This is a genomic window from Devosia ginsengisoli, assembly GCF_007859655.1.
GTDB classification, from domain to species: domain Bacteria; phylum Pseudomonadota; class Alphaproteobacteria; order Rhizobiales; family Devosiaceae; genus Devosia; species Devosia ginsengisoli.
Genome location: NZ_CP042304.1, coordinates 2,260,320 through 2,282,512, shown reverse-complemented (window position 1 = coordinate 2,282,512; position 22,193 = coordinate 2,260,320). Strand labels below are relative to the sequence as shown.

The following is a 22,193-nucleotide window of genomic DNA, read 5'->3' as shown; positions in this document are numbered from 1 at the left end:
GCGCTCCCCGCGCCGCGGAGGGTTGAGAATTCTTCCCTTCTCCCCTTGCGGGAGAAGGGCCCGAAGGGCGGATGAGGGGTCTGCGATCTCTCGGCCCGCTGCGTATGAGGAAGCAACCCCTCACCCTGCAATTCTGCTGAACGCAGAATTGCTCCCTCTCCCGCAAGGGGAGAGGGTGGTACCGGGTCCAGACGAACAGGAGACGCCGATGCTGCGTTTCATTACGGGCCGGCTGATTGCGATGGTCCTGACCATGTGGGCGGTGAGCTTCGTGGCCTTTGCCATCATCCAGCTGCCACCGGGCGACTATCTGACGACCTACATGGCCACCTTGGCCGCCAATGGCGACCGGGTGGACCCCGCCGCCATCGAGGCCTTGCGGCGGCAATACGGGTTCGGCGAGCCCTATGTCGTGCAATATTGGAAATGGATCACCGGCATCGTATTGCGCGGCGATTTCGGGCAGAGCTTCGAATGGAAGGCGCCGGTAACGACGCTGATCTGGGGGCGCCTGGGCAATTCCATCCTGCTCGAGGGCCTGGCGGTCATCGTCATGTGGCTGGTGGCGCTGCCCATCGGCATCTATGCGGCGGTGCGCAAATATTCGCTGGGCGATTACCTCGCCACCATTGGCGGCTTTATCGGCCTGGCCATTCCCAACTTCTTCTTCGCGCTGATCCTGATGTATCTGAGCTTCGTGTGGTTCGGGGAAACGCTGGGCGGGCTGTTCTCGCCCGAATACGAGGCGGCGCGCTGGAGCCCGGCCCGGATCTGGGATTTCCTGAGCCACGCCTGGGCGCCCATCCTGGTGCTGTCCATGGCGGGGACGGCGGAGCTGATCCGCATCCTCAGGGCCAACCTGCTCGACGAGCTCAAGAAGCCCTATGTCACGACGGCGCGGGCCAAGGGGCTCAGCGAATTCCGTACCATCATGAAGTATCCGGTGCGGGTGGCGCTCAATCCGCTGATCTCGACCATCGGCTGGCTGCTGCCGGCGCTGGTGTCGAGTTCGGTGCTGGTGTCGGTCGTGCTCAACCTGCCAACCGCCGGGCCGCTGCTGCTGCGCTCGTTGACATCACAGGACATGTATCTGGCCGGCGCCATCATCATGCTGCTGGGCATACTCACCGTGATCGGCACGCTGATTTCGGACCTTCTCCTCGCGTGGATCGACCCGCGCATTCGCTACGGGAGCAAGTAAGTGGCCGTGGACACAATCACCCAAAATCCTGCTGCCATCGACATTCCCGTGGTCCGCGCCCGGCGCGAGAGCCAGCTTGGGCTGATGTGGCGGCGCTTCAAGCGGCACCGGCTGGCGCTGGTCAGCCTGTGGATCGTCATCGCCTTCTATCTCGTGGCCCTGCTCGCCGAATTCCTGGCGCCTGCCGATCCGGCAGCCTATAGCGCGCGCTATACCTATGCGCCGCCGCAGGGCATCCAGTTTTTCTCGACCAGCGAGGATGGCTCCTGGCGGTTTTTCCCGCATGTGAACGGTTATGCCACCGAAATCGACCCCAAGGCGATGCGACGCACTTTCGTGCTCGATCCCGAGGTGGAAATACCGGTGCGGTTCTTCGCACCCTCCGACCCCTATATGCTGCTGGGCATCATCCCCCTGTCGGTCAAGTTCATCGGGGTGACCGAGGCGCGGGCGCCATTCTACATCCTGGGGGCCGACCGGCTGGGCCGCGACCTGCTGAGCCGGCTGATCCACGGCACGCGCATTTCGCTCTCGATCGGCCTCGCCGGTGTGACGCTGAGCCTGTTCTTCGGCATCATCATCGGCGGCTTTGCCGGCTATTACGGCGGCTGGTTCGACAGCGCGGTTATGCGCGTGGTCGAGTTCATTCGTTCGATGCCGACCATTCCACTCTGGCTGGGGCTGGCTGCGGCCTTGCCCAAGGACTGGACGGCGCTGCAGACCTATTTCGCCATCACCATCATATTGAGCCTCATCGGCTGGACCGAACTGGCGCGCGTGGTGCGCGGGCGTTTCCTCAGTCTGCGAACCGAGGATTTCGTGACCGCGGCGCAGCTTGATGGCGCCAGCGATTGGCGCATCATCACGCGGCACATGGTGCCCAGCTTCATGAGCCACATCATCGCGGCAGCAACGCTGGCCATTCCCGGCATGATCTTGGCCGAAACCGCGCTCTCGTTTCTCGGGCTCGGATTGCAGGCACCAATCGTTAGCTGGGGCACGCTGCTGCAGGACGCGCAGAATATCCGCACGCTGGCCACGGCACCCTGGCTTTTGACGCCGGGCATCTGCGTGGTGGTGATCATTCTCAGCATGAACTTCTTTGGCGATGGGCTGCGCGATGCGGCCGATCCACATGGGCGGTGAGACGATGGTTTCAGGCGTTTCGCGTTTGCGGAAAGACACCCCCCTCCGAGCGACGCTAGGCGCTGTGCGCCAAGCTCTGCTTGCCTCCCCCTCAAGGGGGGAGGTGAACCCGGAGGGTTCGGCAAGATGGTGCCACAACCTCAATGTCACCCTCCCCCTTGAGGGGAGGGTAGCGAAGCTTGGCCTGAAGGGGCGTAGCGGAGCTAGGGAGGGGGTGGTCCCGGGCCACGTTCGTTGTGCAGGAGTTGCCAGGTGACCCAACCCATCCTCACCATTTCCGACATGTCCATCACCTTCTCGTCGCCCGACGAGGCGGATATCGAAGCGGTGCGGCAGGTCGACCTGACGCTGACGCCGGGCAAGACGCTGGCGCTGGTGGGCGAGAGCGGTTGCGGCAAGTCGGTCACCGCGCGGGCGGTGCTGCGGCTGCTCGACAAGAATGCGGAAATCCGGCGTGGCTCGATTGTCTTTTCGCCCGGTGACGAACCACCGACCGATATCGTCAAGCTCAAGCCGGACAGCCTGCCGCTCCGGGCTATCCGGGGCAACCAGATCTCGATGATCTTCCAGGAGCCGATGAGCTCGCTGTCGCCGGTGCATACGATCGGCGACCAGATCGACGAAATGGTCATCATCCACGAAGGGCTCAAGCCCAAACAGGCGCGGGAGCGCACGGTGGCTTTGCTCGACCAGGTGGGAATTCCCGGCGCGCGGGAGCGGGCGGATGCCTATCCGTTCCAGCTATCGGGCGGTTTGCGGCAGCGCGCGATGATCGCCATGGCGCTGGCCTGTACGCCCAAGCTGCTGATCGCGGACGAGCCGACCACGGCGCTCGATGTCACCACGCAGGCGCAGATTCTCGACCTGCTGCGCCAACTGCAGGCCGATTTCGGCATGGCCATGCTGTTCATCACCCATGATCTCGGTGTGGTGGCCGAGATCGCTGACGAGGTGGCGGTGATGTATCTGGGCGATGTGGTCGAGCAGGGCAATGTGCACGATGTGTTTGCCCGCCCGAGCCACCCCTATACGCAGGCGCTGATGGCTTCCATTCCCAAGATGGCGCGCAAGGCCGATCGGGTGCGTCTCTCACCCATCAAGGGTACGGTGCCGGCGCCCCGGGATCGGCCCGAAGGCTGCGCCTTTACCAGCCGCTGCCCCTATGCCTTCGAGCCCTGTGCCACGGTGCGGCCGGAGCGGACCGCGGTGGGCAATGGCCATCATGCGCGCTGCCACCTGCTGACGCGTCAACCTGCGGAGGCGGTGGCATGAGTACCTTGCTGACTGTCGAGCATCTCTCCAAGCATTTCACACTATCGGGCGGCTGGTTCGGGCCGGAACGGCGGCTCGATGCGCTGACTGATATCAACCTGACGGTAGAAGCCGGCGAAACGCTGGCCATTGTGGGCGAAAGCGGCTGCGGCAAGACCACTCTGGGCCGCTGCATCATCAAAGCGCAGCCGGTCAGCGAGGGCAGGGTGGTCTATCACCCCAAGTCCGGCGGCGAGGTGGAACTGACCGCGCTCAACAAGCGGGAGATCAAGCCGTGGCGGCAGGATATCCGCATGATCTTCCAGGACCCGATGAGCTCGCTCAATCCCAATATGCGGGTCTTCGATATCGTGGCCGAGCCCCTGCGCATTCACAAGATCTGCAAGGGCAAGGAACTGGAAGAGCGCGTGCTGAGCACACTCGAAAAGGTCGGCATTCCCGCCGAAGCGGTGGGACGCTATCCGCACGCCTTCTCCGGCGGCCAGCGTCAGCGCATCGGCATTGCCCGCGCGCTGGTGCTGGACCCCAAGCTGGTGATTGCCGACGAGGCAGTCTCGGCGCTCGACGTCTCCATCCAGGCGCAGGTGCTGAACCTGCTCGAAGACCTCAAGGCCGAGTTCGGGCTGACCTATATCTTCATCAGCCACGACCTGGGGGTGGTCAATTATATCGCCGACCGGGTGGTGGTGATGTATCTCGGGCATGTGGTCGAGAATGCGCCCACCGAAATGCTGTTCGAGCGGCCGCGCCACCCCTATACCGAATTGCTGCTCGAAGCGCTGCCCATTGCCGACCCGACGCGGCGCAAGGGGCGGAAGAAGGAAGTGCGCGGGGAAATCCCCCTATCTCGGCAATCGCCCTGTGGGCTGCCCGTTCCACACGCGCTGCAAATATGCCGAGGACCGCTGCCGCACCGACAAACCGGCTTTGCGCCCCATCAACGGAACGGCGCAGGAAGCGGCCTGCCACTTTGCCGAAAAACTCAATTTGAAGGGCGCTTATGACGACGCGCCAAACGAGGTTTTTGCCTGAAATGATCTATGATCCGGTGAGCGCCAATCCGCTGCATGGCAATCCGCTCAAGACCCGCGCCGATGTGGAAAGGGCGCTGGGTGACCTGTTCAATCCGCTGCTGCCCTTCTTTTCTGAAGGCGCGGCGCGGGTGCGGCTCGATGGGGCAGGGGCGCATTTCGACCGCGCAGCGGCGGACCTCGAAGGCTTTGCCCGCCCGCTCTGGGGGCTGACGCCGCTGGCGGCAGGCGGCGGAAAATTCGACCATTGGGAACTCTACCGGCGGGGCCTCGCCAATGGCACCGACCCCGAGCATCCCGAATATTGGGGCACGGTCAATGCCACCGACCAGCGCATGGTCGAGTTAGCGGCCATCGGCTTCACCATGCGGCTGCTGCCGCATCTGGTGTGGGAGCCATTGAGCGAGAAAGCCAAAAGAAATCTGGCAGCATACCTCAAGCATGCTCGTCAGTTTGATTACGCCGACAATAACTGGAAATTCTTCCGCATCCTGGTCGATCTTGGCCTCGCGGAATGCGGCGTCGAGTTCGACCGCTCGCTGACGGAAAAATATCTCGAAGAGCTGGACGGCTTCTATCTGGGCGATGGCTGGTATCGCGATGGCAATGTCCGGCGCATCGACCACTACATTCCCTTCGCCATGCACTTTTACGGGCTGATCTATGCCAAGCTGGCGCGAGGCGACGAGAAGCGCGTGGCGGCCTACAAGGAACGCGCCGAGCTCTTCGCCAAGGATATCCGCCATTGGTTCGACGAGGATGGCGGCGTGCTGGCCTTCGGACGGAGCCTGACCTATCGCTTTGCCTGTGGCGGCATCTGGGGCGCACTGGCCTTTGCCGACCTCGAAGCTCTGCCATGGGGCGAGATCAAGGGGCAGTTCCTGCGCCACCTGCGCTGGTGGGCCGACAAGCCGATCGCCAACCGCGATGGCGTGCTGTCCATCGGCTACGGCTATCCGAACCTGTTCATGTCCGAGAGCTACAATTCGGCCGGCTCGCCCTATTGGGCGCTTAAGGCTTTCCTGCCGCTGGCGCTGCCAGCCGATCACCCGTTCTGGATGGCCGAGGAAACGCCGGCTGTGGTGAGCAAGAAGCCGGTGCCGCTCAAGCATCCTGGCATGGTGATGACCCATACGCCGGGCAATGTGGTCGCCCTGTCGAGCGGCCAGCAGAACTGGCAGATGCGGGCCGGCACCGAGAAATATGCCAAATTCGTCTATTCGAGCCGCTACGGCTTTTCGACCGAGGTGGACGAGCGCGCCTATAGCCAGGGCGCCTTCGACGGGGCTTTGGCCTTTTCCGATGACGGCCGGCACTACCGGGTGCGCGAGACCAATGAGGTCGCGCAGATTGCCGAGCAGACGCTCTATTCGCGGTGGAAACCGTGGAGCGATGTCGAGGTCGAGACCTGGCTGATCCCGGCCAACCTCTGGCATATCCGCGTGCATCGCATTACGACGCCGAGGGCGTTGCACGCCACCGAAGGTGGCTTTGCCATAGCGCGGGCCGACCTCAATGCCGATACCTATATCGACGAGGCCGGTCGAGCCGTTGCCAAGAGCGCTGACGATGTGAGTGCCATCGTTGATCTCACCGGCAAGCGCGAGGGCCGTGCGCACCGGGCCTATCCAAACACCAACCTCATCGTCTCCAAGACCATCGTGCCGCAATTGCGCGGCGAGATTCCTGATGGAACGACGCTGCTGGTGACGGCGGCGATGGCGCTGCCCGCGGGGGCTGAGGCCGAGGCGGCGTTGAGCCAGGTTCCGCATGCGCCTGATATGGCGGCGCTCGAGGCCATGTTTGCCCGCGAGGGCGTGGATGTCAGCGCCATCCTGGTGCCGGAGCGGTTCTGAAATGTGCCCTAAACTCGCCTTCGCCATGGCGGCGGACAAGACCAGGCATGTGTTTGACGAGGAGGCGCTGGCACGGCTGGCGCAGACCTGTGACATCGTCCGCGCCGTGCCGCTGGAGGAATTTTCCAGCGCCGAGGCGCGCGCCGTACTTGATGAGATCGACATTCTCGTCACCGGCTGGGGTTGCCCCATGGTGACGGCCGAAGTGGTCAAGGCCGCACCGAACCTGAAGCTCATTGCCCATGCGGCGGGAACGGTGAAATTCACACTGGACCCCGTCGTCTATGACGCGGGCATCAGGGTGACCCATGCGGCCGACGCCAATGCGGTACCGGTGGCGGAGTTCACATTGGCCGCGATCATCTTCGCCAACAAGCGCGTGTTCGAACTGCGCGACCGCTACCGGGCTGATCCGGGGCGGCGGAGCAGTTACGCCCTGATGGACGAACCGATCGGCAATTATCACCGCACGGTCGGTCTGGTGGGTGCCTCGCGCATCGGCCGCAAGGTGGCGCGGATGCTGCAGGCCTTCGACTTCACCGTGCTGCTGAGCGACCCTTTCGTGAAGCCTGATGATCCGGTGCTCGATGGGGCGGAACTGGTCGATCTCGATACGCTGATGGCGCGCTCGGACGTGGTGTCGATCCACGCCCCATCGCTGCCGACGACGCGGGCGATGATCGGGGCCGGGCAACTCGGGCTGATGAAGGACGGCGCAGCCTTCATCAATACGGCGCGCGGAGCGCTGATCGACGAGGCGGCGCTGATTGCCGAGCTGCAATCGGGGCGTATCCATGCCGTGATCGACGTGACCGACCCCGAAATTCCCGAACGCGGCTCCCCGCTCTATGACCTGCCCAATGTGTTCCTGACCCCGCATGTGGCCGGGGCCGTCGGCACGGAACGGCTGCGGCTGGGCCAGATGGCGATCGAGGAAATCGAGCGCTTCGTGGCCGGGGCGCCGTTGGAATTCGAGATCGAGCCGGCGCTGCTCGAACGGCTGGCCTGACCCGGTGAGGATTGAATGACGTCTCTGTCCGCCAAGCCATCCGATCAACCCGATCCCGAGCATGAAGCGCGCCTGCAATTCCTGACCTGGGACCGGACGCCCGCGGACATCGACTCGCCCGCGCACCGGGCGCGGCTGGCGCGGTGGGCCGCCGTGGCGGGGGCGACGTTCCACCCCACGGCCTATGTGGCAGCTGAGGCGGCGATCTTCACGTCGCATCTGGTGCTGGGCGCGGATAGCTGGATCGCTGGCCACGCGCTGGTGCGTGGCGATGTGGAATTCGGTGCGCATTGCACGGTCAATCGCTATGCGATGATTTCGGGCAAGGTGCGCTGCGGCGACGGCGTGCGGATTGCCAGCCATGTGTCCATCGTGGGGTTCAACCACGGGTTCGACGATCCCGGCGTGCCCATTCATATGCAGAAGCATGAAAGCCTGGGCATCACCATCGGGGACGATGTGTGGATCGGCGCCAATGCCGTGGTGCTCGACGGGGTCAAAGTCGGCAAGGGCGCGGTGATCGCGGCCGGGGCGGTGGTGAGCAAGGATGTGCCTGATCTCGCCATTGTCGGCGGCGTGCCGGCCAAAGTGGTGCGCTATCGCGGACAATCGAGCAGGCGCGATACTGCCGGGGCGCTGGTGCGGCTGGGGGAAGCTGCGGCAGCGCAGTGGCCCGAGGTCCTGGCGCGATTCCGCGAGGACGGGGAATATATCTCGCGCGAGGCAGACGGGACCGTGCGACGCAGCGCGCGCCACCTGAACGACGCCATCGAGATCGCAGCCGGGTTTGGCGCGCTGCCCGAGGGGCTGGATGCGGCGGCGACGCTCCAGCAATTGCAAGCCTTGCAGGACCCGGAGACCGGCCTGTTCCCCGATCCGCACCAACCGCCCGCCGCCGGGCAGGCACAGCGGGACAATGGGCTGGCGCTCTACAATGTATTGTCGGTCGGCTATGCCATCGAAGTGCTGGGCGGGCAGCCGCTGCATCGGGTCTCGGCTGTGGAACTGGGCGCGCGGGCGCTATGCGACTGGCTCGATAGCCTGTCCTGGCGCGAGCGGGCCTGGGGCGCCGGAGCGGCCGTGGATGCCATCGGCACGGCGCTCTATTTCAATGCGCGCTATTTCGAGACCGGGCGGGCGCGGGAGACCTTGTTCGGCTGGCTGGCGCTGAAACAGGATCGGGCGACGGGACTGTGGGGCTCGCCGACACCGGCGGAAGGGCTGCTGCAGCCGGTCAACGGCTTCTACCGGTTGACCCGCGGCACCTATGCGCAATTCGGCCTGCCGGTGCCCAATGCCGAGCGGGCCATCGACTCGGTGCTGCTCAACTATCGCAATCACGACGGCTTTTCCGGGCGGACCTATACGGCCTGCAACCTGCTCGATACCGTGCACCCGCTGCTGCTCTGCCTCAGGCAGACCGATCATCGCCGGCCCGAGGCCGAGGCGATTGCGCGTGCCGTGATCGGCCGGGCAGGGGAACGCTGGGTGGCGGGCGCGGGCTTTGCCTTTGCCGACGGGCAGGAGACAAGCCTGCAGGGCACCGAAATGTGGCTCAGCGTCGTACATCTGGCCGCGGAGTTGCTGGATATTGCGGGTGAATTCGTCTTTGTGCCCAAGGGGGTACATCGAACGCAGGCAGTGGGATTGGGACTATGAAGAAAGCCCTCGTGGTCTGGGGCGGGATGGAACTGCATACGCCGGAGCGGAGCGCCAATGTCGTGCGCGAGCTGCTGGAGGCCGAAGGCTTCGCCGTGACGGTGACCTCGGATTACGAGGCGCTGGGGGCTGACGATATCGCCAGCAACGACCTCGTCGTGCCCGTCATCACCGACGGGGTACTGGCGCCGGAAAAGATGGCCAACCTGGTCGCGGCGATCCGCGCGGGAACCGGGCTGGCCGGGTTCCATATGGGACTGGCCACGAGCTTCCGCAGTTCGGTGCCATTCCGCTATGCCGCCAGCGTCTACTGGGTGCAGCATCCGGGCAATATCATCACCTACACGGTGGACGTGAAGCGGGGCGACCACCCCATCATGGCCGATATCGGCAGCTTCGAGCATACGAGCGAGCAGTATTATCTCAACTACGATCCGGCGGTCGACGTGCTGGCGACGACCACCTTTTCAGGGGAATTCCACCCCTGGCGTAAGGATGTGGTGATGCCGGTCGTGTTCACGACCATGCATGACCAGGGGCGGGTATTCTATTCCTCGCTGGGGCATACGGCCGACGAGCTGGTGGGGCCGGTGCGCGAGATATTGCGGCGCGGACTGGTCTGGGCGGCGCGCTAGGCCTGGGTGCCACCCGGAAGTGAACGGAAAGACCATGCCGGGGCGGAACCCCCAGGCAAGGCGGAGAGTTGCGGCAGCAGCGTCAAACCATTTTTTGGAGATGACACATGGCTACCGAAAAAACGCTCAATGACCTGTTCCTCGACACGCTCAAGGACATCTACTACGCCGAACGCCAGATCGTGAAAACGCTGCCCAAAATGGCCAAGGCGGCCAGTTCGGCCGAGCTCAAGGCCGGGTTCGAGAAGCATCTCGAAGAGACCGAGGGCCATGTCGAGCGGCTGGAGCAGATTTTCGAACTGCTGGACAAGCCGGCCCGCGGCAAGACCTGCGACGCCATTCTCGGCATTATCGAGGAAGGCAAGTCCATCATGGACGAGTTCAAGGGCACGGCGGCGCTCGATGCCGGACTGGTCTCGGCGGCGCAGGCGGTGGAGCATTACGAGATCGCCCGCTATGGCACGCTCAAGACCTGGGCGCAGCAACTGGGCCTCAGCGAGGCCGTGACCCTGCTCGATGCCACGCTGCAGGAAGAAGTGGCGACCGACAAGAAGCTGAGCCAGGTGGCCATGGCCAATGTGAACCTGAAGGCGGCCTGATCCACCGGGCGCAGGGAAACCTGCGCCCTTTCTAACCGGTTGCGGCGATGCGGAAAAATTCGGATGTGGCCGAACAAATTCGGCAGACGGCCTATTTCCTGTGGGAACAGGATGGGCGGCCGGAGGGTCGGCCGTTCCATTACTGGCTGCGCGCCAAGGACATGCTGGTGCGCCAGATGGCCTATGACAAATGGCTGGCCGAAGGCACGCCGGTGGACCGCGCCGAAGAGCACTGGCGCGATGCAGCAGGAGAGATCGAGCAGAAATGAGAACGGGCCCGAAAGGGCCCGTTTGGTCGAGATTGTGCCGCAGGAGAAGCTGGGCCCTGCGAGCGTAGCTCTCCGGGCCTGATCGCCTAAAATCTCCCCACTGGGGAGATTTTGCCGCCGAAGGGGCGGCCGGCGATCAGTCCTTCGCGCGCTCTACATACGAATTGTCGTCCGTCAAAATCACGATGCGGGTGCCGGTACCGATATGGGGTGGGACCATGACGCGCAGGCCGTTATTGAGCACGGCGGGCTTGTAGGATGAGGAAGCCGTCTGGCCCTTGACGACAGGCTCGGTCTCGACAATCTCGAAGGTCAGGCGCTGCGGCAGTTCCATCGAAAGGGCGGTGCCTTCGAAGGTCTTGAGATGCACCTTCATGCCGTCGGTGAGATAGGCGCGCTGGTCGCCGATGACATCGTCGGCTACGGTGATCTGCTCGTAGCTGACCGGCTCCATGAAGTGGTGGCCTTCGCCGTCGGAATAGAGATAATCGTATTCACGATCGTCGACATCGGCCTTCTCGACCATTTCGACGGTGCGCCAGCGGCCGACGACCTTCACGCCATCGGAAATGCGGCGCATATTGACGTTGGTGATGGAATTGCCCTTGCCGGGGTGGACGTTTTCCGCCGTCAGCACGACATGCAGATTGCCGTCCTGTTCGACGACGTTGCCCTTGCGCAGCGAAGAGGCGATGACCTTGACCATTATTCTTCCTTGTTCATTTCGGATGCGCGTCGTAGAGGCAGGGCCGTGTTGAGACGGCCAGTCTGTGGCGCCGGAATAGACTTTTCGAGCGCCCACTACCCTATTCCGGCGAAAATCGCCAGCCCGGCCGCAATAAAGGTCACATGAGTCAGCCCGTTTTCCAGCCCTCGCCATGGTGGTCGCCTCAGGTCCATGCCGACCGGCGGCCGATCCTTGTGGCGCGCGGGCGGATCGAGGCGGGGGTGCGGGCCTATCTCGCCAGCCACGATTTTCTCATCGTCGATCCGCCGGGCCTGCAGCTTTCGCCGGGCAACGAGACGCACCTGCATGCTTTCGGCACCACCATGATCGGCAATGATGGCGTGGGGCGGCCGATGTATCTCCACACCTCGCCCGAATTCACCATGAAGAAGCTGCTGGCCGCCGGGGAGCGGCGGATTGCGAGCCTCCAGCATGTGTGGCGCAACCGCGAGCGCAGCGCGCTGCACCACCCTGAATTCACCATGCTGGAATGGTATCGGGCCGGCGAGGGCTATGACGCTGTTATCGCCGACTGCGTGGAATTGCTGCGCATTGCGGCAAGGGCGACAGGCGTCGAGGCGCTGCGTTTCAGGGACAGGCAATGCGATCCGTTTGCCGAGCCGGAGCGGCTCAGCGTGGTCGATGCCTTCCAGCGCTATGCAAACATAGACCTGCTGGCCAGCATGGACAGCGAGGGCGTGCCCGATGGCGAGCAATTGGCCGGGCAGATGCTGGCTGTCGGGCTCGACGTGCCCGATGATCGGAGCTGGAGCTATCTCTTCAGCCGCATCCTGGTCGAGAAGGTCGAGCCCAATCTCGGCATGGGGCGGGTGACCGTGCTGGACCGCTATCCGGCCGCCGAGGCGGCCCTGGCGCGGCGCGCGGCGGATGACCAGCGGGTATCGGAACGGTTCGAACTCTATGCCTGCGGGGTGGAACTGGCCAACGGCTTCGGTGAACTGACCGATGCCGAGGAGCAGAGGCGGCGGTTTCTCGCCGAAATGGCGGAGAAGCAGCGCATCTATGGCGAGCGCTACCCGCTGGACGAAGACTTTCTGGCGGCGCTCGAACTGATGCCGGAGGCGAGCGGCGTAGCCCTGGGCTTCGACCGACTGGTCATGCTGGCGACGGGCGCGCCGAAGATCGAGGCGGTGCTATGGGCGCCGGTGGCGGAATGAGCGCCGCCATCAAGACCGTGGAGGCGCTGGTCGATGCCGGACTGAGCGATGGCGTCGGCCTTGACGCCGTGGCGGCCAGATATGCCATCGCCATCACGCCTGATGTGGCCGCGCTGATCGATGCGGCAGACCCGGACGATCCCATCGCCCGCCAATTCGTGCCTGATGCGGCCGAGCTGGTGACCACGCCGGAGGAGCGGGCTGACCCGATCGGCGACCTTTCCCATTCGCCGGTGGAAGGCATCGTACATCGCTATCCTGATCGGGTGCTGCTCAAGGCGGTGCATGTCTGCCCGGTCTATTGCCGCTTCTGCTTCCGTCGCGAAATGGTGGGGCCGCAGGGCCTGGGCACGTTGACCGCGACCGAGCTCGACGCGGCTATCGCCTATATCGCGGACCACGCCGAAATCTGGGAGGTCATCCTCACCGGGGGTGACCCGCTGGTGCTGTCGCCCCGGCGCCTGCGCGATATCATGGAGCGGCTGGCTGATATTGAGCATCTGAAGATCGTGCGCTTCCATACGCGCGTGCCGGTGGTGGAGCCGGACCGGGTGGATGGCGACATGGTCGCGGCATTCAAGGCCAGCGGCAAGACCACCTATCTGGCGGTGCATGCCAATCATCCGCGCGAATTCACGCCCCAGGCCAAGGCAGCGCTGGCGCGGCTGGCCGATGGCGGCGTGGTGCTGGTCAGCCAGTCGGTGCTGCTCAGGGGCGTCAATGACGATGTCGACACGCTGGCTGACCTGATGAAGGCTTTCGTCGAAAACCGGGTGAAGCCCTATTACCTGCACCACCCCGACCTGGCGCCGGGAACCAGCCATTTCCGCCTTGGCATCGAAGAGGGGCAGCAATTGGTTTCGGCCCTGCGCGGCCGGATTTCCGGGCTGGCGCAGCCGACCTATGTGCTCGACATTCCCGGCGGACACGGCAAGGCAGAAATCGGGGCCAGCGCCATATCAGGCGGCGACGGATGCTTTACCGTGCGCGACTGGCAGGGCGGGGACCATCGCTATCCGCCCTAATGATCGGGTCGCTACGCCTCTTCCACCGCCCGACCGGCTGGGAAAACCCCTGACATCACGGTGAAAGCCGGTATCCGCCGCACCCGGTCGGTCCACCGCCGCAAGGCTGGATAGTCCTGGCGGGAAATGCCGCCTTCTTCGCTCAGCATGACGTAGGGGAAGCAGGCGATATCGGCCGTCGTCGGGTGCGCAGGTGAACACAACCAGTCGCGGCCTTCGCGCTCGCCGAACCAGAGATGCTCATCCATCAACCGGAAGATGCGGTGAGCGCCCCTCTGGGCCTTTTCGACGTCGAAATCGTAGAAGAAACCCAGTGCCAGCCGCGCGGCCGAGGCCGTGGACGTGATGTCGTCGGCCACGGCATGCCAGCGCAGCACTTCGGCCGTGATAGCCGGATCATCGGGAAACCACAGGCCGGTCTCGTCATATTTCTTCGCCAGATAGGTGAGGATGGCGCCGGAATCCGACAGGGTCAGGTCGCCGTCCTGCAACACGGGGAGCTGGCCGAAGGGGTTGAGGCGCAGGAACCAATCGGCCTTGTGCTGGCGGCCGGGATAGAAATCCACCGGCACGATGTCGTAGCGCAGCTTGAGGATGCCCATCAGCAGGCGGAGCTTGTAGCAGTTCCCTGACAGTTCGAAGTCGTAAAGGGTAATGGCCATGGTCAGATATCCAGCACCAGGCGGGCCGATTTCGCCCTGCTTACGCAGGTCATCATGCAGCTATTGGCGCGTTTTTCGCTGTCGTTGAGATAGACGTCCTGATGGTCCACCTCGCCTTCGATGACCGTGGTGAGGCAGGTGCCGCAGGCACCCTGTTCGCAGGATGAGGGCACGGTGAGGCCGGCCTCGCGCATCACTTCCATGATGGATTTGCCCGAAGGCACATGCAGCGTCATGGCCGAACGCGCGAGTTCGACATCGAAGGCCGACGAATTGTCGATGATCTTGTCATTCTTGAAATATTCGAAATGGATCGACTCATCCGGCCAGCCCTGCGCGGCAGCGGTGTCGCGGACGGTTTCGAGCATCGGGCCGGGGCCGCAGACATAGACATGCTGGGCCATGCTCCACTGGCCCAGGGCCGTGGCGATGGCAGTGCCGATTTCGGCGCGGGGCAGGCCGGTGTGGAAGATCACCTTGCCATGCAACGCCTCGAGTTCGCTGCGGAAGGCGACGGTTTCGCCGGCCCGGGTGAAGTAATGCAATTCGTAGGGCAAGGCGGACTTGTCTAGGAAGCGTGCCATGGAGAGCAAAGGCGTGATGCCGATGCCGCCCGCGATCAGCACGGTTCTGATAGCGTCGCGGCGCAGCGGGAAATTGTTGCGCGGCTCGGAAATGGAGAGCAGGTCGCCCTCGCGCACGGTTTCGACCAGCACCTTGGAGCCGCCCTTGGAAGCGCTCTCCTGCTTGACGCCGATGATATAGCTCATCAGCTCGCCCGGCCCATTGGTGATGGAATATTGCCGCGTCATGCCATTGGGCAAATGCAGGTCGATATGGGCGCCGGGCTGGAACGTGGGAAGGTGCCCGTCGCGCCCCGCCAGCTCGAAGCCGATAACGCCATCGGCGCTGACCCATTTGCGCTTGACCATGACGGTGATGGTATTGCCCTTGGGAATGGCGATATCGGGCATGGTGGCTAGGTCGGCCGAGACCTTGTCGTATGCAGGCTGCAGCGGCTCGGGCGCCGGCTTGCGGGCGGCCGAGCGTTCGAGGCGGTCGCGCAGCTTGGACAGCAACTCATTGTAGTGGCGGAGGGTCGCCACTGCATCGACTGGCTGCTCGCGCAGCAGGCCGCGGATCACGGCACGGCCGGCATCGACGGGCTGGACGAAGTAATAGATGCCGCCAAAACGAACGGCGAGGCCGGGCAGCAGATCGGCCGGCTGGTCGTCTGGCGCGAGTCCGCCAAGCGCGGCCAGCACATCCTCGGGTGCGGCATTGACCGGCACGGGGCGAAGCGCGAACCAGTCATGCCCTTCGGCGCCGGCAAAGGGGCGGAAAGCCTGCTGGTCATTAGCGGCCGACCAGATGAGGCCATAGGCCTCGCGCACCGGATAGGTGCGGTTCTGGATGCGGCGGGCCGGGGCATCGGCGGGGTGGGCCGGAATATAGGTGCAGCCGGCCGAGCGGTTGGCATAGCGCCAGCCGTGATACTGGCATTTGAGCTCGCCGCCTTCGTTGATGCCGATGGAGAGGCGCACTCCGCGATGCAGGCACCGGTTTTCCCAGACATTGACATTGCCGTCATCGGCCCGCCAGACGGCGAGTTCGCGGCCGAGCAACTGGCCCTGATAAACATGGCGGAAGGGCAGGTCCTCGCTCGAGGCGATGGGGTACCAGGTGGGGTCGGAGAGGGAGAGAGTCATTCGGTCATCCGAGGATAGTCAGGGATCGCGCCACGATCGGATGAGGTCGTTTTCTTGCGGGCCTTGGCGTACGAGGCGCGCTGCATCGGATCAGCTTGCCATCGGGATCACGCCATAGGTGATGCCCTTCTGGCTCAGCCAGCGGCGATAGGCGATGGCGCTCTTGTCGGCGCGGATCGGCGTTTCGGCGCGTGGGTCGAGCGGCAGGCGCTTGGGATACTGGTTTTCGAGGATCGGCTTGTCCTGGCCGAAAATGGTCTGCTGGAAGCGGCGCAGGTCGGTAATGGTGGATTCGGAATCGATCATCGACTGCAGCAGGTGGGCGCGGCAGCGCTCTTCGGTCATCGGCTGCAGGAAAATGGCGATGACGTCGCGGCGGCTCTCGTCCTCGGGGCAGGATTTGTAGAGCACCGAGCAGAACGGGTGCGGCACGCGATAGACGTATTCGACTTCCATGGCCTCGGTCGCCGACTTGGCGGCGCGGGGCTGGATGAACTTGCAGCGGGTGGCGAGCACCTCGTCGCGTTCCTCGGACACCTCGACGTCATATTCCTTGACCTCGGTATGCGGTTCGGCGCCGAGAATGTCGGTATGGACATAGGGGAAGTGGCCCATGTCGAGAAAATTTTCCACCGCGCGCGGGGCCGATACGGCCAGGCCGATCGAGCCGCAGCTCATGTTCTTGCGGTCGGCTTCGGCATATTCGGGGATGGGAAACAGTTCCCTGGGCGGATTGCCCAGGCTGGTCCAGACATAGCCATAGCCGGTGATAACGGGGAGACGATCGAGCACGGTTTCGGGGTCGATCTCGTCGTCCTGCTCCTCATTGGTACGGCGCCAGACCACGGGATTGCCTGACGTGTCGCGGGTCAGGGCGAGCCTGACATCGAGCAGGACAGTGGTCTCGACCATGCCGACAGGCACTTCGTCGGTGGCGGCTATGACCTGCCAGAGGTCGCGGGTAGTGGGATCGATGGTCGTCATTGCAGGTCTCAACTGTTGGCGCTGAGCATAGTCCGCCCGATCCGCGGTGTCATGCCCGGTCAGCGGGAATCTCCGTTGTGTGAATGACGGATGAGGTCGTGGCCGCTAATGTTCCACCACACATTGAGTCATCCCCGCGAAAGCGGGGACCTCTGTTTCGATGAGGGTTCGGCCAACGGAGGTTCCCGCTTTCGCGGGAATGACACCGCGACTGGCTGGTGTCGGGGAGATTTTAGACTTGGAAAGTTCATCGCAACGGTTTCCGGCGACGCTGCTTGAGGAGAAAGTCGCCACGCGGCTGCGCGAAGCAGGAGCCAGCGAGGCATCGCTCACAGCGGCCACCAGGGCCATGCTGCACGCGTCGCTGGTCGGCGTGGACAGCCATGGCGTGCGGCTGACGGAACACTATTGCAACATGCTGGCCGGTGGCCGGCTCAACAAGAATCCGCAGCTCAAGGTGGATATCCGTGCTGCCGGCAGCGCCATGGTGGATGGCGATGACGGGCTGGGGCATTACGCGGCCTATCATGCCGTCGAGGTGGGGATAGAGCTGGCGCAAAAGGCCGGCGTGGGAGCGGTAGGCATTGCCCATTCGTCCCATCTGGGCGCGGCGGGCGCCTATGCGCTTGCTGGCGCGGAGCGGGGCTTCGTCACCTTCGCCACGACCAATACCGATTCCATGGTGGCCCTGTTCGATGGCGCGGCACGGTTCCACGGCACCAATCCGCTGGCCTTCGCCGCGCCGGTGCCGGACAGCAGGCCCTGGCTGCTCGACATGGCAACCTCGTCCATTCCGATGAATCGCGTGCTGCTGCATCGCTCGCTGGAGCTGGAACTGCCTGACGGTGTGGCGGCAGACAAGCATGGCGGTGCAACCACGGACCCCAATACCGCCGACATGCTGCTGCCGCTGGGCGGAGCCGAATATGGCTACAAGGGCGCGGCTCTGGCCGGGGTGGCCACGCTGTTCTCGGCGCTGCTGACCGGCACGACACTCGATACCGATTTCATCCCCATGTATGGCGGGGACGATATTTCGACGCCGCGGAACATGGGCCATTTCGTGCTGGTCATCGACCCGGACAAGTTCGTCGGGCGCGAGCTGTTCGGGGCGATGATCACGCGCTACCTCGCCAGCCTGCGCAGCGCCCCGGTGCGCGAGGGCGCCGAACGCGTGATGGCCCCGGGCGACCGCGAATGGGAAGAAATGGCGCACCGGCAGCAGGAAGGCGTGCCGGTCGATCCGGATACGATCAGGTTCCTGGGGCTGTAGAGCCTTCGAGGCGCGTATCGTCGGGGCCGGGCAGAGGCGCCGCACGGATATCGGCCGGCAGGAACAGCAATATCGCCATGACGGCAATGGCGAGAATGGTCAAGGCAGAGCGCAGTTTCATCGGTCTTCTCCGGCTGCTGCGGAGAATGGGCCAGTTAAGCTCAGGGATCAGCCCCGGTTCGGGGGGGAGCCTAGGCCAGCCCCCGCCTCACCGCTTCGCGTGTCGCCTCCGCTCGGCTGGTGACGCAGAGTTTCTGGTAGATCACCTTGACATAGGACGCGACGGTCTGCGGTTGCAGGCTCAGGCGTGAAGCGGCTTCCGAGACGGTCATGCCGCGGGCGAGCAGGGTCAGCACCTCGGTTTCGCGTGGGCTGAGGCCGGCTTCGTCCTTGACCACGGCGGGCGCGCGGAAATGGCTCAGCATGCGGTGAGCGATGGAGGGCGACAAAGGCGGCTCGCCGCGCTCGATGCGGCGCAGATAATTGACCAGCAGGTCCGCTTCCTCGTCCTTGAGCACATAGCCGCGGGCGCCGGCAGCGATGGCCTCGAACAGATGCGCGTCATCGTCATAGATTGTGGCGACAACGGGAAGCACCTGGGGGTGATCGCGATTGAGGCGCCGCACGATATCGACGCCCGAACCGTCGGGCAGGCCTATATCGATGATGGCGAGCCAGAGGCCGGCGCCGTGGCGGTCGAGCCAGGCATGGGCGGCCTTGAGCGTGCCCGCGGTTTCGATGCGCAGGTCGGGAAAGGCCGAGGCCAGCACGACCAGCATCCAGTCGCGGGTACGGGGTTGATCCTCGATCAGCAGGCACAGGCGGGCAGCGACGGGTTCGACAGTCATAGCGGTGAATTAAGCGGATCGGCCGGTTCCAGCACCCCCGGTTCCGGGGTGTGGGGCGCCAGCACCAGCGGAATATCGAGCGTGATCGTGGTGCCGGTGGCTTGGGCGGCCAGCGTCAGATGCCCGCCGACATCCTCGATGCGGTGGCGCAGGTTGCGCAGGCCGAAGCCTGCTGTTTCCCCGGCCAGTGCCTCTGATGGCATGCCCTTGCCATTGTCGGCGAAATGCAGCGCCAGTTGTCCGGGCGAGAGGCTGGCCGTCACCGTGAAGCGGCTGGCGCCGGAATGGCGGATGGCGTTGGAGACGATTTCGCGCACCGCCGAGGTCAGTGCCTTGTGCAACCGATAGTCAAGCTGGATCGCCTCGATCTCGGCTTCGGGCAGGGGCCAGTCGAGCATGATTTCCGCCGCTTCGAGCCGGCGGGCGGCTTCGTGGCGGGTTTCGGCCAGCACGCGGTCGAGGCTGGCTTCCTCACCCGACAGGCCGCTGACGATGGCGCGGATATCGCTGAGCGCCGCCTGCAGCGTCGGGCGCGTGGTGTCGTCGGCGGTGTGAAGGCCAGTCAGCAGCCTTGCGCCGACATCGTCATGCAGGTCGCGCGCCATGCGGCGCCGCTCCTCGCCCACGCCGCGCATATAGGCCTCGCGGCCTTCCTCGGCGCGTTCGGTGAGCGACACCAGGTTGGTGGCGAGCTTGAGATGATTGGGCGAGAACAGCCCGCGCCCGGCAAAGGGATAGGTCAGGCGCAAAGGCGGCGCCCCGGCCACGGCGGGCAATTGCATCGATAGCCCGTCCTCGCCCATTGCGGGCTGGGAGCTGGCCGGTTCGGTCTCGATGATCTGCAGCGGATCGAACAAACGGCGCAGCAGGGCCTGCCAGCGCGCCGCGCTTTGCGACGGCGATGGCGCGAAGGCCACGTCGAGCGCGGCGGAAAACAGCTCATCCTGCCCGATGGCCCGGCGGGCAGTGGCACGGCGCCAGATCCAGTCGCGGAAGGGCAGGTAGATGAAGGCAACCAGCAGCAGCGAAATGCCCAGAGCCGGCGCGGCATCGATATTGAGCAGGTAGATGACAGCGGCATCGAGTGCCAGCAGCACCAGCGCGCCAACGGTGTAGAACAGCACCCGATAGGACCACTCGCCCAGGTCGAACAGGCGATAGCGGCTGAGCCCGAGCGCGAGCCCGGCATAGATGACGACGAGCACACTGGTGACATGGCTTTGCGGCAGCGCGAAAGGCGTGTCGAGCAGGATGGGCGCGGCGCCGAGCAAAGTATAGGCGCCGGCGCCGGCCACCACGGACAGGCCCAGCCAGCCCAGTGCCGCCCGATCCGGCGGGCTTCCGCGCGTGGCGCGCCATTGCAGCGCGATGGCGGCGAGAATGCCCAGCATGGCCAGCGCGATGAAGACATAAAGCTGGGACGGGCCGAGACCCAGTTCGACATGGCTGGTATCGAAAACCATATAGGCGGCGCCGATGACCGGCAGCAGCCAGAACCAGCGCGGGTTAACCAGTTGCCGTGGATAGCTGAGCAACAGGCCGATCATGGCGAGGCCGAAGGTCACGACGCCGAGATGGTTGATGGGCACCAGCATGGCATAGAGGTCGGCATGCAGCGCCAGTTCCCTGTTCGCATAAAGCGCCGAGGTCGCGGTGGAGCAGGTCAGTCCGATGGCGCTGATCAGGAACATGATCGGCCCGATATGTCGTGGACGCAAAGCCCAGACCCAGCCGGCGATGAGCAGTGCGGCAACCCCGGTCAGCAATTGCAGCCAGAAGCCGTCACCCAGCGCGGTGACGTCGCGATAGTCGGTATAAAGGACCGAGGTGAATTCTTCCTGGGTGAAGATGTCCTGCAGGTAAAGCTCGACCGCATCGGCCGCCATGACATCGGCCAGGGCGGACTGGCGCGCGAGGAAGGCGTCATATTCGGCATAGCTGGCGAGGCTGTCAGGCTCGGGCAGCAGGTCCGCACTGGTGACCGGCAGGGGCGCGGGCCAATCGGCCGGACGCGCGCCGTCGGGCGGGGCGCTGCCGATGGCCTTGAGCACAGTGGCCCAGCGCGGGCCCGGTTCGGAAAACACCGCCCCGTCATGCACCTGGGTGATGAGCACGGCATCCCCGTCGGTGGGCATGAGCCGCAGCGACAGGGAATTGAACGAGGTCGCCGCCACGACAAGACCGAAGGCCAGCGCCACGCAGAACAGCGTGATCGCGACAAGCAACAGGCTGGGCGTGGCGGGCGTCGACCTCATGGCTGCATAGGAAGGGGGAAATTCCCGCAGCGCAATATTATAGTTACTCTAGACTTAACGTTCGCGGTGAATATCGAATGGGCCGAAGGCCTGCGCAGTGGCCATCAACTGTAACCGGTTGACATTGACATGGGCCGGCAAAGACGTGGCCCAGAAGATCGACTCCGCAATATCGTCGGCATTCATCGCCGCTGTGCCCTCATAGGGCTTGGACGCCTTGCCCTCGTCGCCCTTGAAACGGACCAGCGAGAACTCGGTTTCGGTCAGGCCCGGCTCGATATTGGTGACGCGGATATTCTTGCCTTGCACATCGGAGCGGATATTGAGCGCGAACTGCTTCACGAAGGCCTTGGTGGCGCCATAGACCGAGCCGCCGGGATAGGGATAGTCGCCGGCCACCGAGCCCAGCGTCACCACATGGCCGCCGCCGCGGGCGATAAGGCCGGGCAGCAGTGCCCGCACGGTATAGGCCAGGCCCGTGACATTGGTCGCGATCATGGTCTCCCAGTCGGTGATGTCGGTTTCGGCCGCGGGCTGCAGGCCCAAAGCGAGCCCCGCATTGGCCAGCACGATATTGATGGCATCGAACGGCGCCGGCAGGCCGGCAATGGCGGCATCGATGGCAGCGCGATCGCGCACATCGAGCTCGATGATGTGGCAGTTTTCGACGCCCAGCTCGGCCTGGAGTTCCTGCAGGCGCTCAACCCGGCGGCCGGTAGCGATCACCTTGCCGCCGGCGCCGACATAGCGGCGGGCCGCGGCGGCGCCGAAGCCGGAAGTGGCGCCGGTGATGAAGACGACGAAACGGCTGGGATCGAGCAGCGAATACATGGTGCGGACAGTCCTGGAGTCAGT

At 64.4% G+C, this 22,193-nt stretch carries 21 protein-coding genes; 13 read left to right on the top strand and 8 right to left on the bottom strand.

From position 1 onward, the window contains the following. Nucleotides 1-208: 208 nt before the first annotated feature. From FPZ08_RS11135 to FPZ08_RS22160, 10 genes are all read left to right on the top strand, one after another. On the top strand, nt 209-1,201 hold the full coding sequence (locus FPZ08_RS11135; protein WP_146290086.1) for an ABC transporter permease: 993 nt from the start codon (nt 209-211) through the stop codon (nt 1,199-1,201). A gap of 84 nt (nt 1,202-1,285) precedes the next feature. Continuing rightward, nucleotides 1,286-2,347: an ABC transporter permease gene (locus FPZ08_RS11130; RefSeq protein ID WP_146293091.1), complete on the top strand. Its 1,062-nt coding sequence runs from the start codon at nt 1,286-1,288 to the stop codon at nt 2,345-2,347. Between the two features lie 282 nt (nt 2,348-2,629). Further along, on the top strand, nt 2,630-3,619 hold the full coding sequence (locus FPZ08_RS11125) for an ABC transporter ATP-binding protein (RefSeq protein ID WP_146293089.1): 990 nt from the start codon (nt 2,630-2,632) through the stop codon (nt 3,617-3,619). Then, nucleotides 3,616-4,623 (top strand): ABC transporter ATP-binding protein, encoded by a 1,008-nt coding sequence (locus FPZ08_RS11120; protein ID WP_246132626.1) that lies wholly within the window; start codon nt 3,616-3,618, stop codon nt 4,621-4,623. The genes FPZ08_RS11125 and FPZ08_RS11120 overlap by 4 nt, the downstream gene beginning before the upstream one ends. Nucleotides 4,624-4,652: 29 nt before the next feature. Beyond that, nucleotides 4,653-6,506 carry a DUF2264 domain-containing protein gene (locus FPZ08_RS11115; RefSeq protein WP_146290085.1) on the top strand — a complete coding sequence of 618 codons (1,854 nt, stop codon included), beginning with the start codon at nt 4,653-4,655 and terminating at the stop codon, nt 6,504-6,506. A gap of 1 nt (nt 6,507) precedes the next feature. After that, complete coding sequence (locus FPZ08_RS11110) at nt 6,508-7,515, top strand: hydroxyacid dehydrogenase (protein WP_246132625.1); 1,008 nt, start codon at nt 6,508-6,510, stop codon at nt 7,513-7,515. Nucleotides 7,516-7,530: 15 nt separating this feature from the next. After that, complete coding sequence (locus FPZ08_RS11105) at nt 7,531-9,174, top strand: acyltransferase (protein ID WP_146290084.1); 1,644 nt, start codon at nt 7,531-7,533, stop codon at nt 9,172-9,174. Then, nucleotides 9,171-9,809 (top strand): ThuA domain-containing protein, encoded by a 639-nt coding sequence (locus FPZ08_RS11100; RefSeq protein ID WP_146290083.1) that lies wholly within the window; start codon nt 9,171-9,173, stop codon nt 9,807-9,809. Before FPZ08_RS11105 ends, FPZ08_RS11100 begins: the two co-directional genes overlap by 4 nt. A 107-nt stretch (nt 9,810-9,916) precedes the next feature. After that, nucleotides 9,917-10,408: a YciE/YciF ferroxidase family protein gene (locus tag FPZ08_RS11095; protein WP_146290082.1), complete on the top strand. Its 492-nt coding sequence runs from the start codon at nt 9,917-9,919 to the stop codon at nt 10,406-10,408. A 65-nt stretch (nt 10,409-10,473) separates the two neighbouring features. Next, entirely contained in the window at nt 10,474-10,677 is a 204-nt protein-coding gene (locus FPZ08_RS22160) for a DUF2934 domain-containing protein (RefSeq protein ID WP_210246788.1), read from the top strand. Nucleotides 10,678-10,813: 136 nt separating this feature from the next. Here FPZ08_RS22160 and efp read toward each other — a convergent pair whose 3' ends face one another. After that, nucleotides 10,814-11,383 (bottom strand): elongation factor P, encoded by a 570-nt coding sequence (gene efp, locus FPZ08_RS11085; protein ID WP_146290081.1) that lies wholly within the window; start codon nt 11,381-11,383, stop codon nt 10,814-10,816. Between the two features lie 143 nt (nt 11,384-11,526). On the opposite strand from efp, the gene epmA reads away from it, so the two are divergent. Beyond that, on the top strand, nt 11,527-12,582 hold the full coding sequence (gene epmA / locus FPZ08_RS11080) for an EF-P lysine aminoacylase EpmA (protein WP_146290080.1): 1,056 nt from the start codon (nt 11,527-11,529) through the stop codon (nt 12,580-12,582). Further along, the gene (locus tag FPZ08_RS11075) at nt 12,579-13,607 is read left to right on the top strand and encodes a lysine-2,3-aminomutase-like protein (protein ID WP_146290079.1); all 1,029 of its coding nucleotides are present in this window, start codon (nt 12,579-12,581) and stop codon (nt 13,605-13,607) included. Before epmA ends, FPZ08_RS11075 begins: the two co-directional genes overlap by 4 nt. An 11-nt stretch (nt 13,608-13,618) precedes the next feature. On the opposite strand, the gene FPZ08_RS11070 is transcribed toward FPZ08_RS11075, so the two are convergent. From FPZ08_RS11070 to FPZ08_RS11060, 3 genes are all read right to left on the bottom strand, one after another. Beyond that, nucleotides 13,619-14,269, bottom strand: coding sequence for a glutathione S-transferase family protein (locus FPZ08_RS11070; RefSeq protein ID WP_146290078.1), 651 nt, complete (start codon nt 14,267-14,269; stop codon nt 13,619-13,621). Nucleotides 14,270-14,271: 2 nt separating this feature from the next. Beyond that, the gene (locus FPZ08_RS11065; RefSeq protein WP_146290077.1) at nt 14,272-15,978 is read right to left on the bottom strand and encodes a Rieske 2Fe-2S domain-containing protein; all 1,707 of its coding nucleotides are present in this window, start codon (nt 15,976-15,978) and stop codon (nt 14,272-14,274) included. A 90-nt stretch (nt 15,979-16,068) separates the two neighbouring features. Beyond that, nucleotides 16,069-16,962 (bottom strand): aromatic ring-hydroxylating oxygenase subunit alpha, encoded by an 894-nt coding sequence (locus FPZ08_RS11060; protein ID WP_146290076.1) that lies wholly within the window; start codon nt 16,960-16,962, stop codon nt 16,069-16,071. 238 nt (nt 16,963-17,200) lie between these two features. On the opposite strand from FPZ08_RS11060, the gene FPZ08_RS11055 reads away from it, so the two are divergent. Then, complete coding sequence (locus FPZ08_RS11055) at nt 17,201-18,235, top strand: Ldh family oxidoreductase (protein WP_246132624.1); 1,035 nt, start codon at nt 17,201-17,203, stop codon at nt 18,233-18,235. Here FPZ08_RS11055 and FPZ08_RS21945 read toward each other — a convergent pair. The 4 genes from FPZ08_RS21945 to FPZ08_RS11040 form a co-directional block, all read right to left on the bottom strand. After that, a complete protein-coding gene (locus tag FPZ08_RS21945) occupies nt 18,216-18,356 on the bottom strand; it encodes a hypothetical protein (RefSeq protein ID WP_186766948.1) in 141 nt (46 codons plus the stop codon). The genes FPZ08_RS11055 and FPZ08_RS21945 overlap by 20 nt on opposite strands. A gap of 70 nt (nt 18,357-18,426) precedes the next feature. Further along, on the bottom strand, nt 18,427-19,083 hold the full coding sequence (locus FPZ08_RS11050; RefSeq protein WP_146290074.1) for a LuxR C-terminal-related transcriptional regulator: 657 nt from the start codon (nt 19,081-19,083) through the stop codon (nt 18,427-18,429). Beyond that, the gene (locus FPZ08_RS11045; RefSeq protein ID WP_146290073.1) at nt 19,080-21,338 is read right to left on the bottom strand and encodes an ATP-binding protein; all 2,259 of its coding nucleotides are present in this window, start codon (nt 21,336-21,338) and stop codon (nt 19,080-19,082) included. Before FPZ08_RS11045 ends, FPZ08_RS11050 begins: the two co-directional genes overlap by 4 nt. 54 nt (nt 21,339-21,392) lie before the next feature. Then, nucleotides 21,393-22,169, bottom strand: coding sequence for an SDR family NAD(P)-dependent oxidoreductase (locus tag FPZ08_RS11040; RefSeq protein ID WP_146290072.1), 777 nt, complete (start codon nt 22,167-22,169; stop codon nt 21,393-21,395). Nucleotides 22,170-22,193 lie beyond the last annotated feature (24 nt).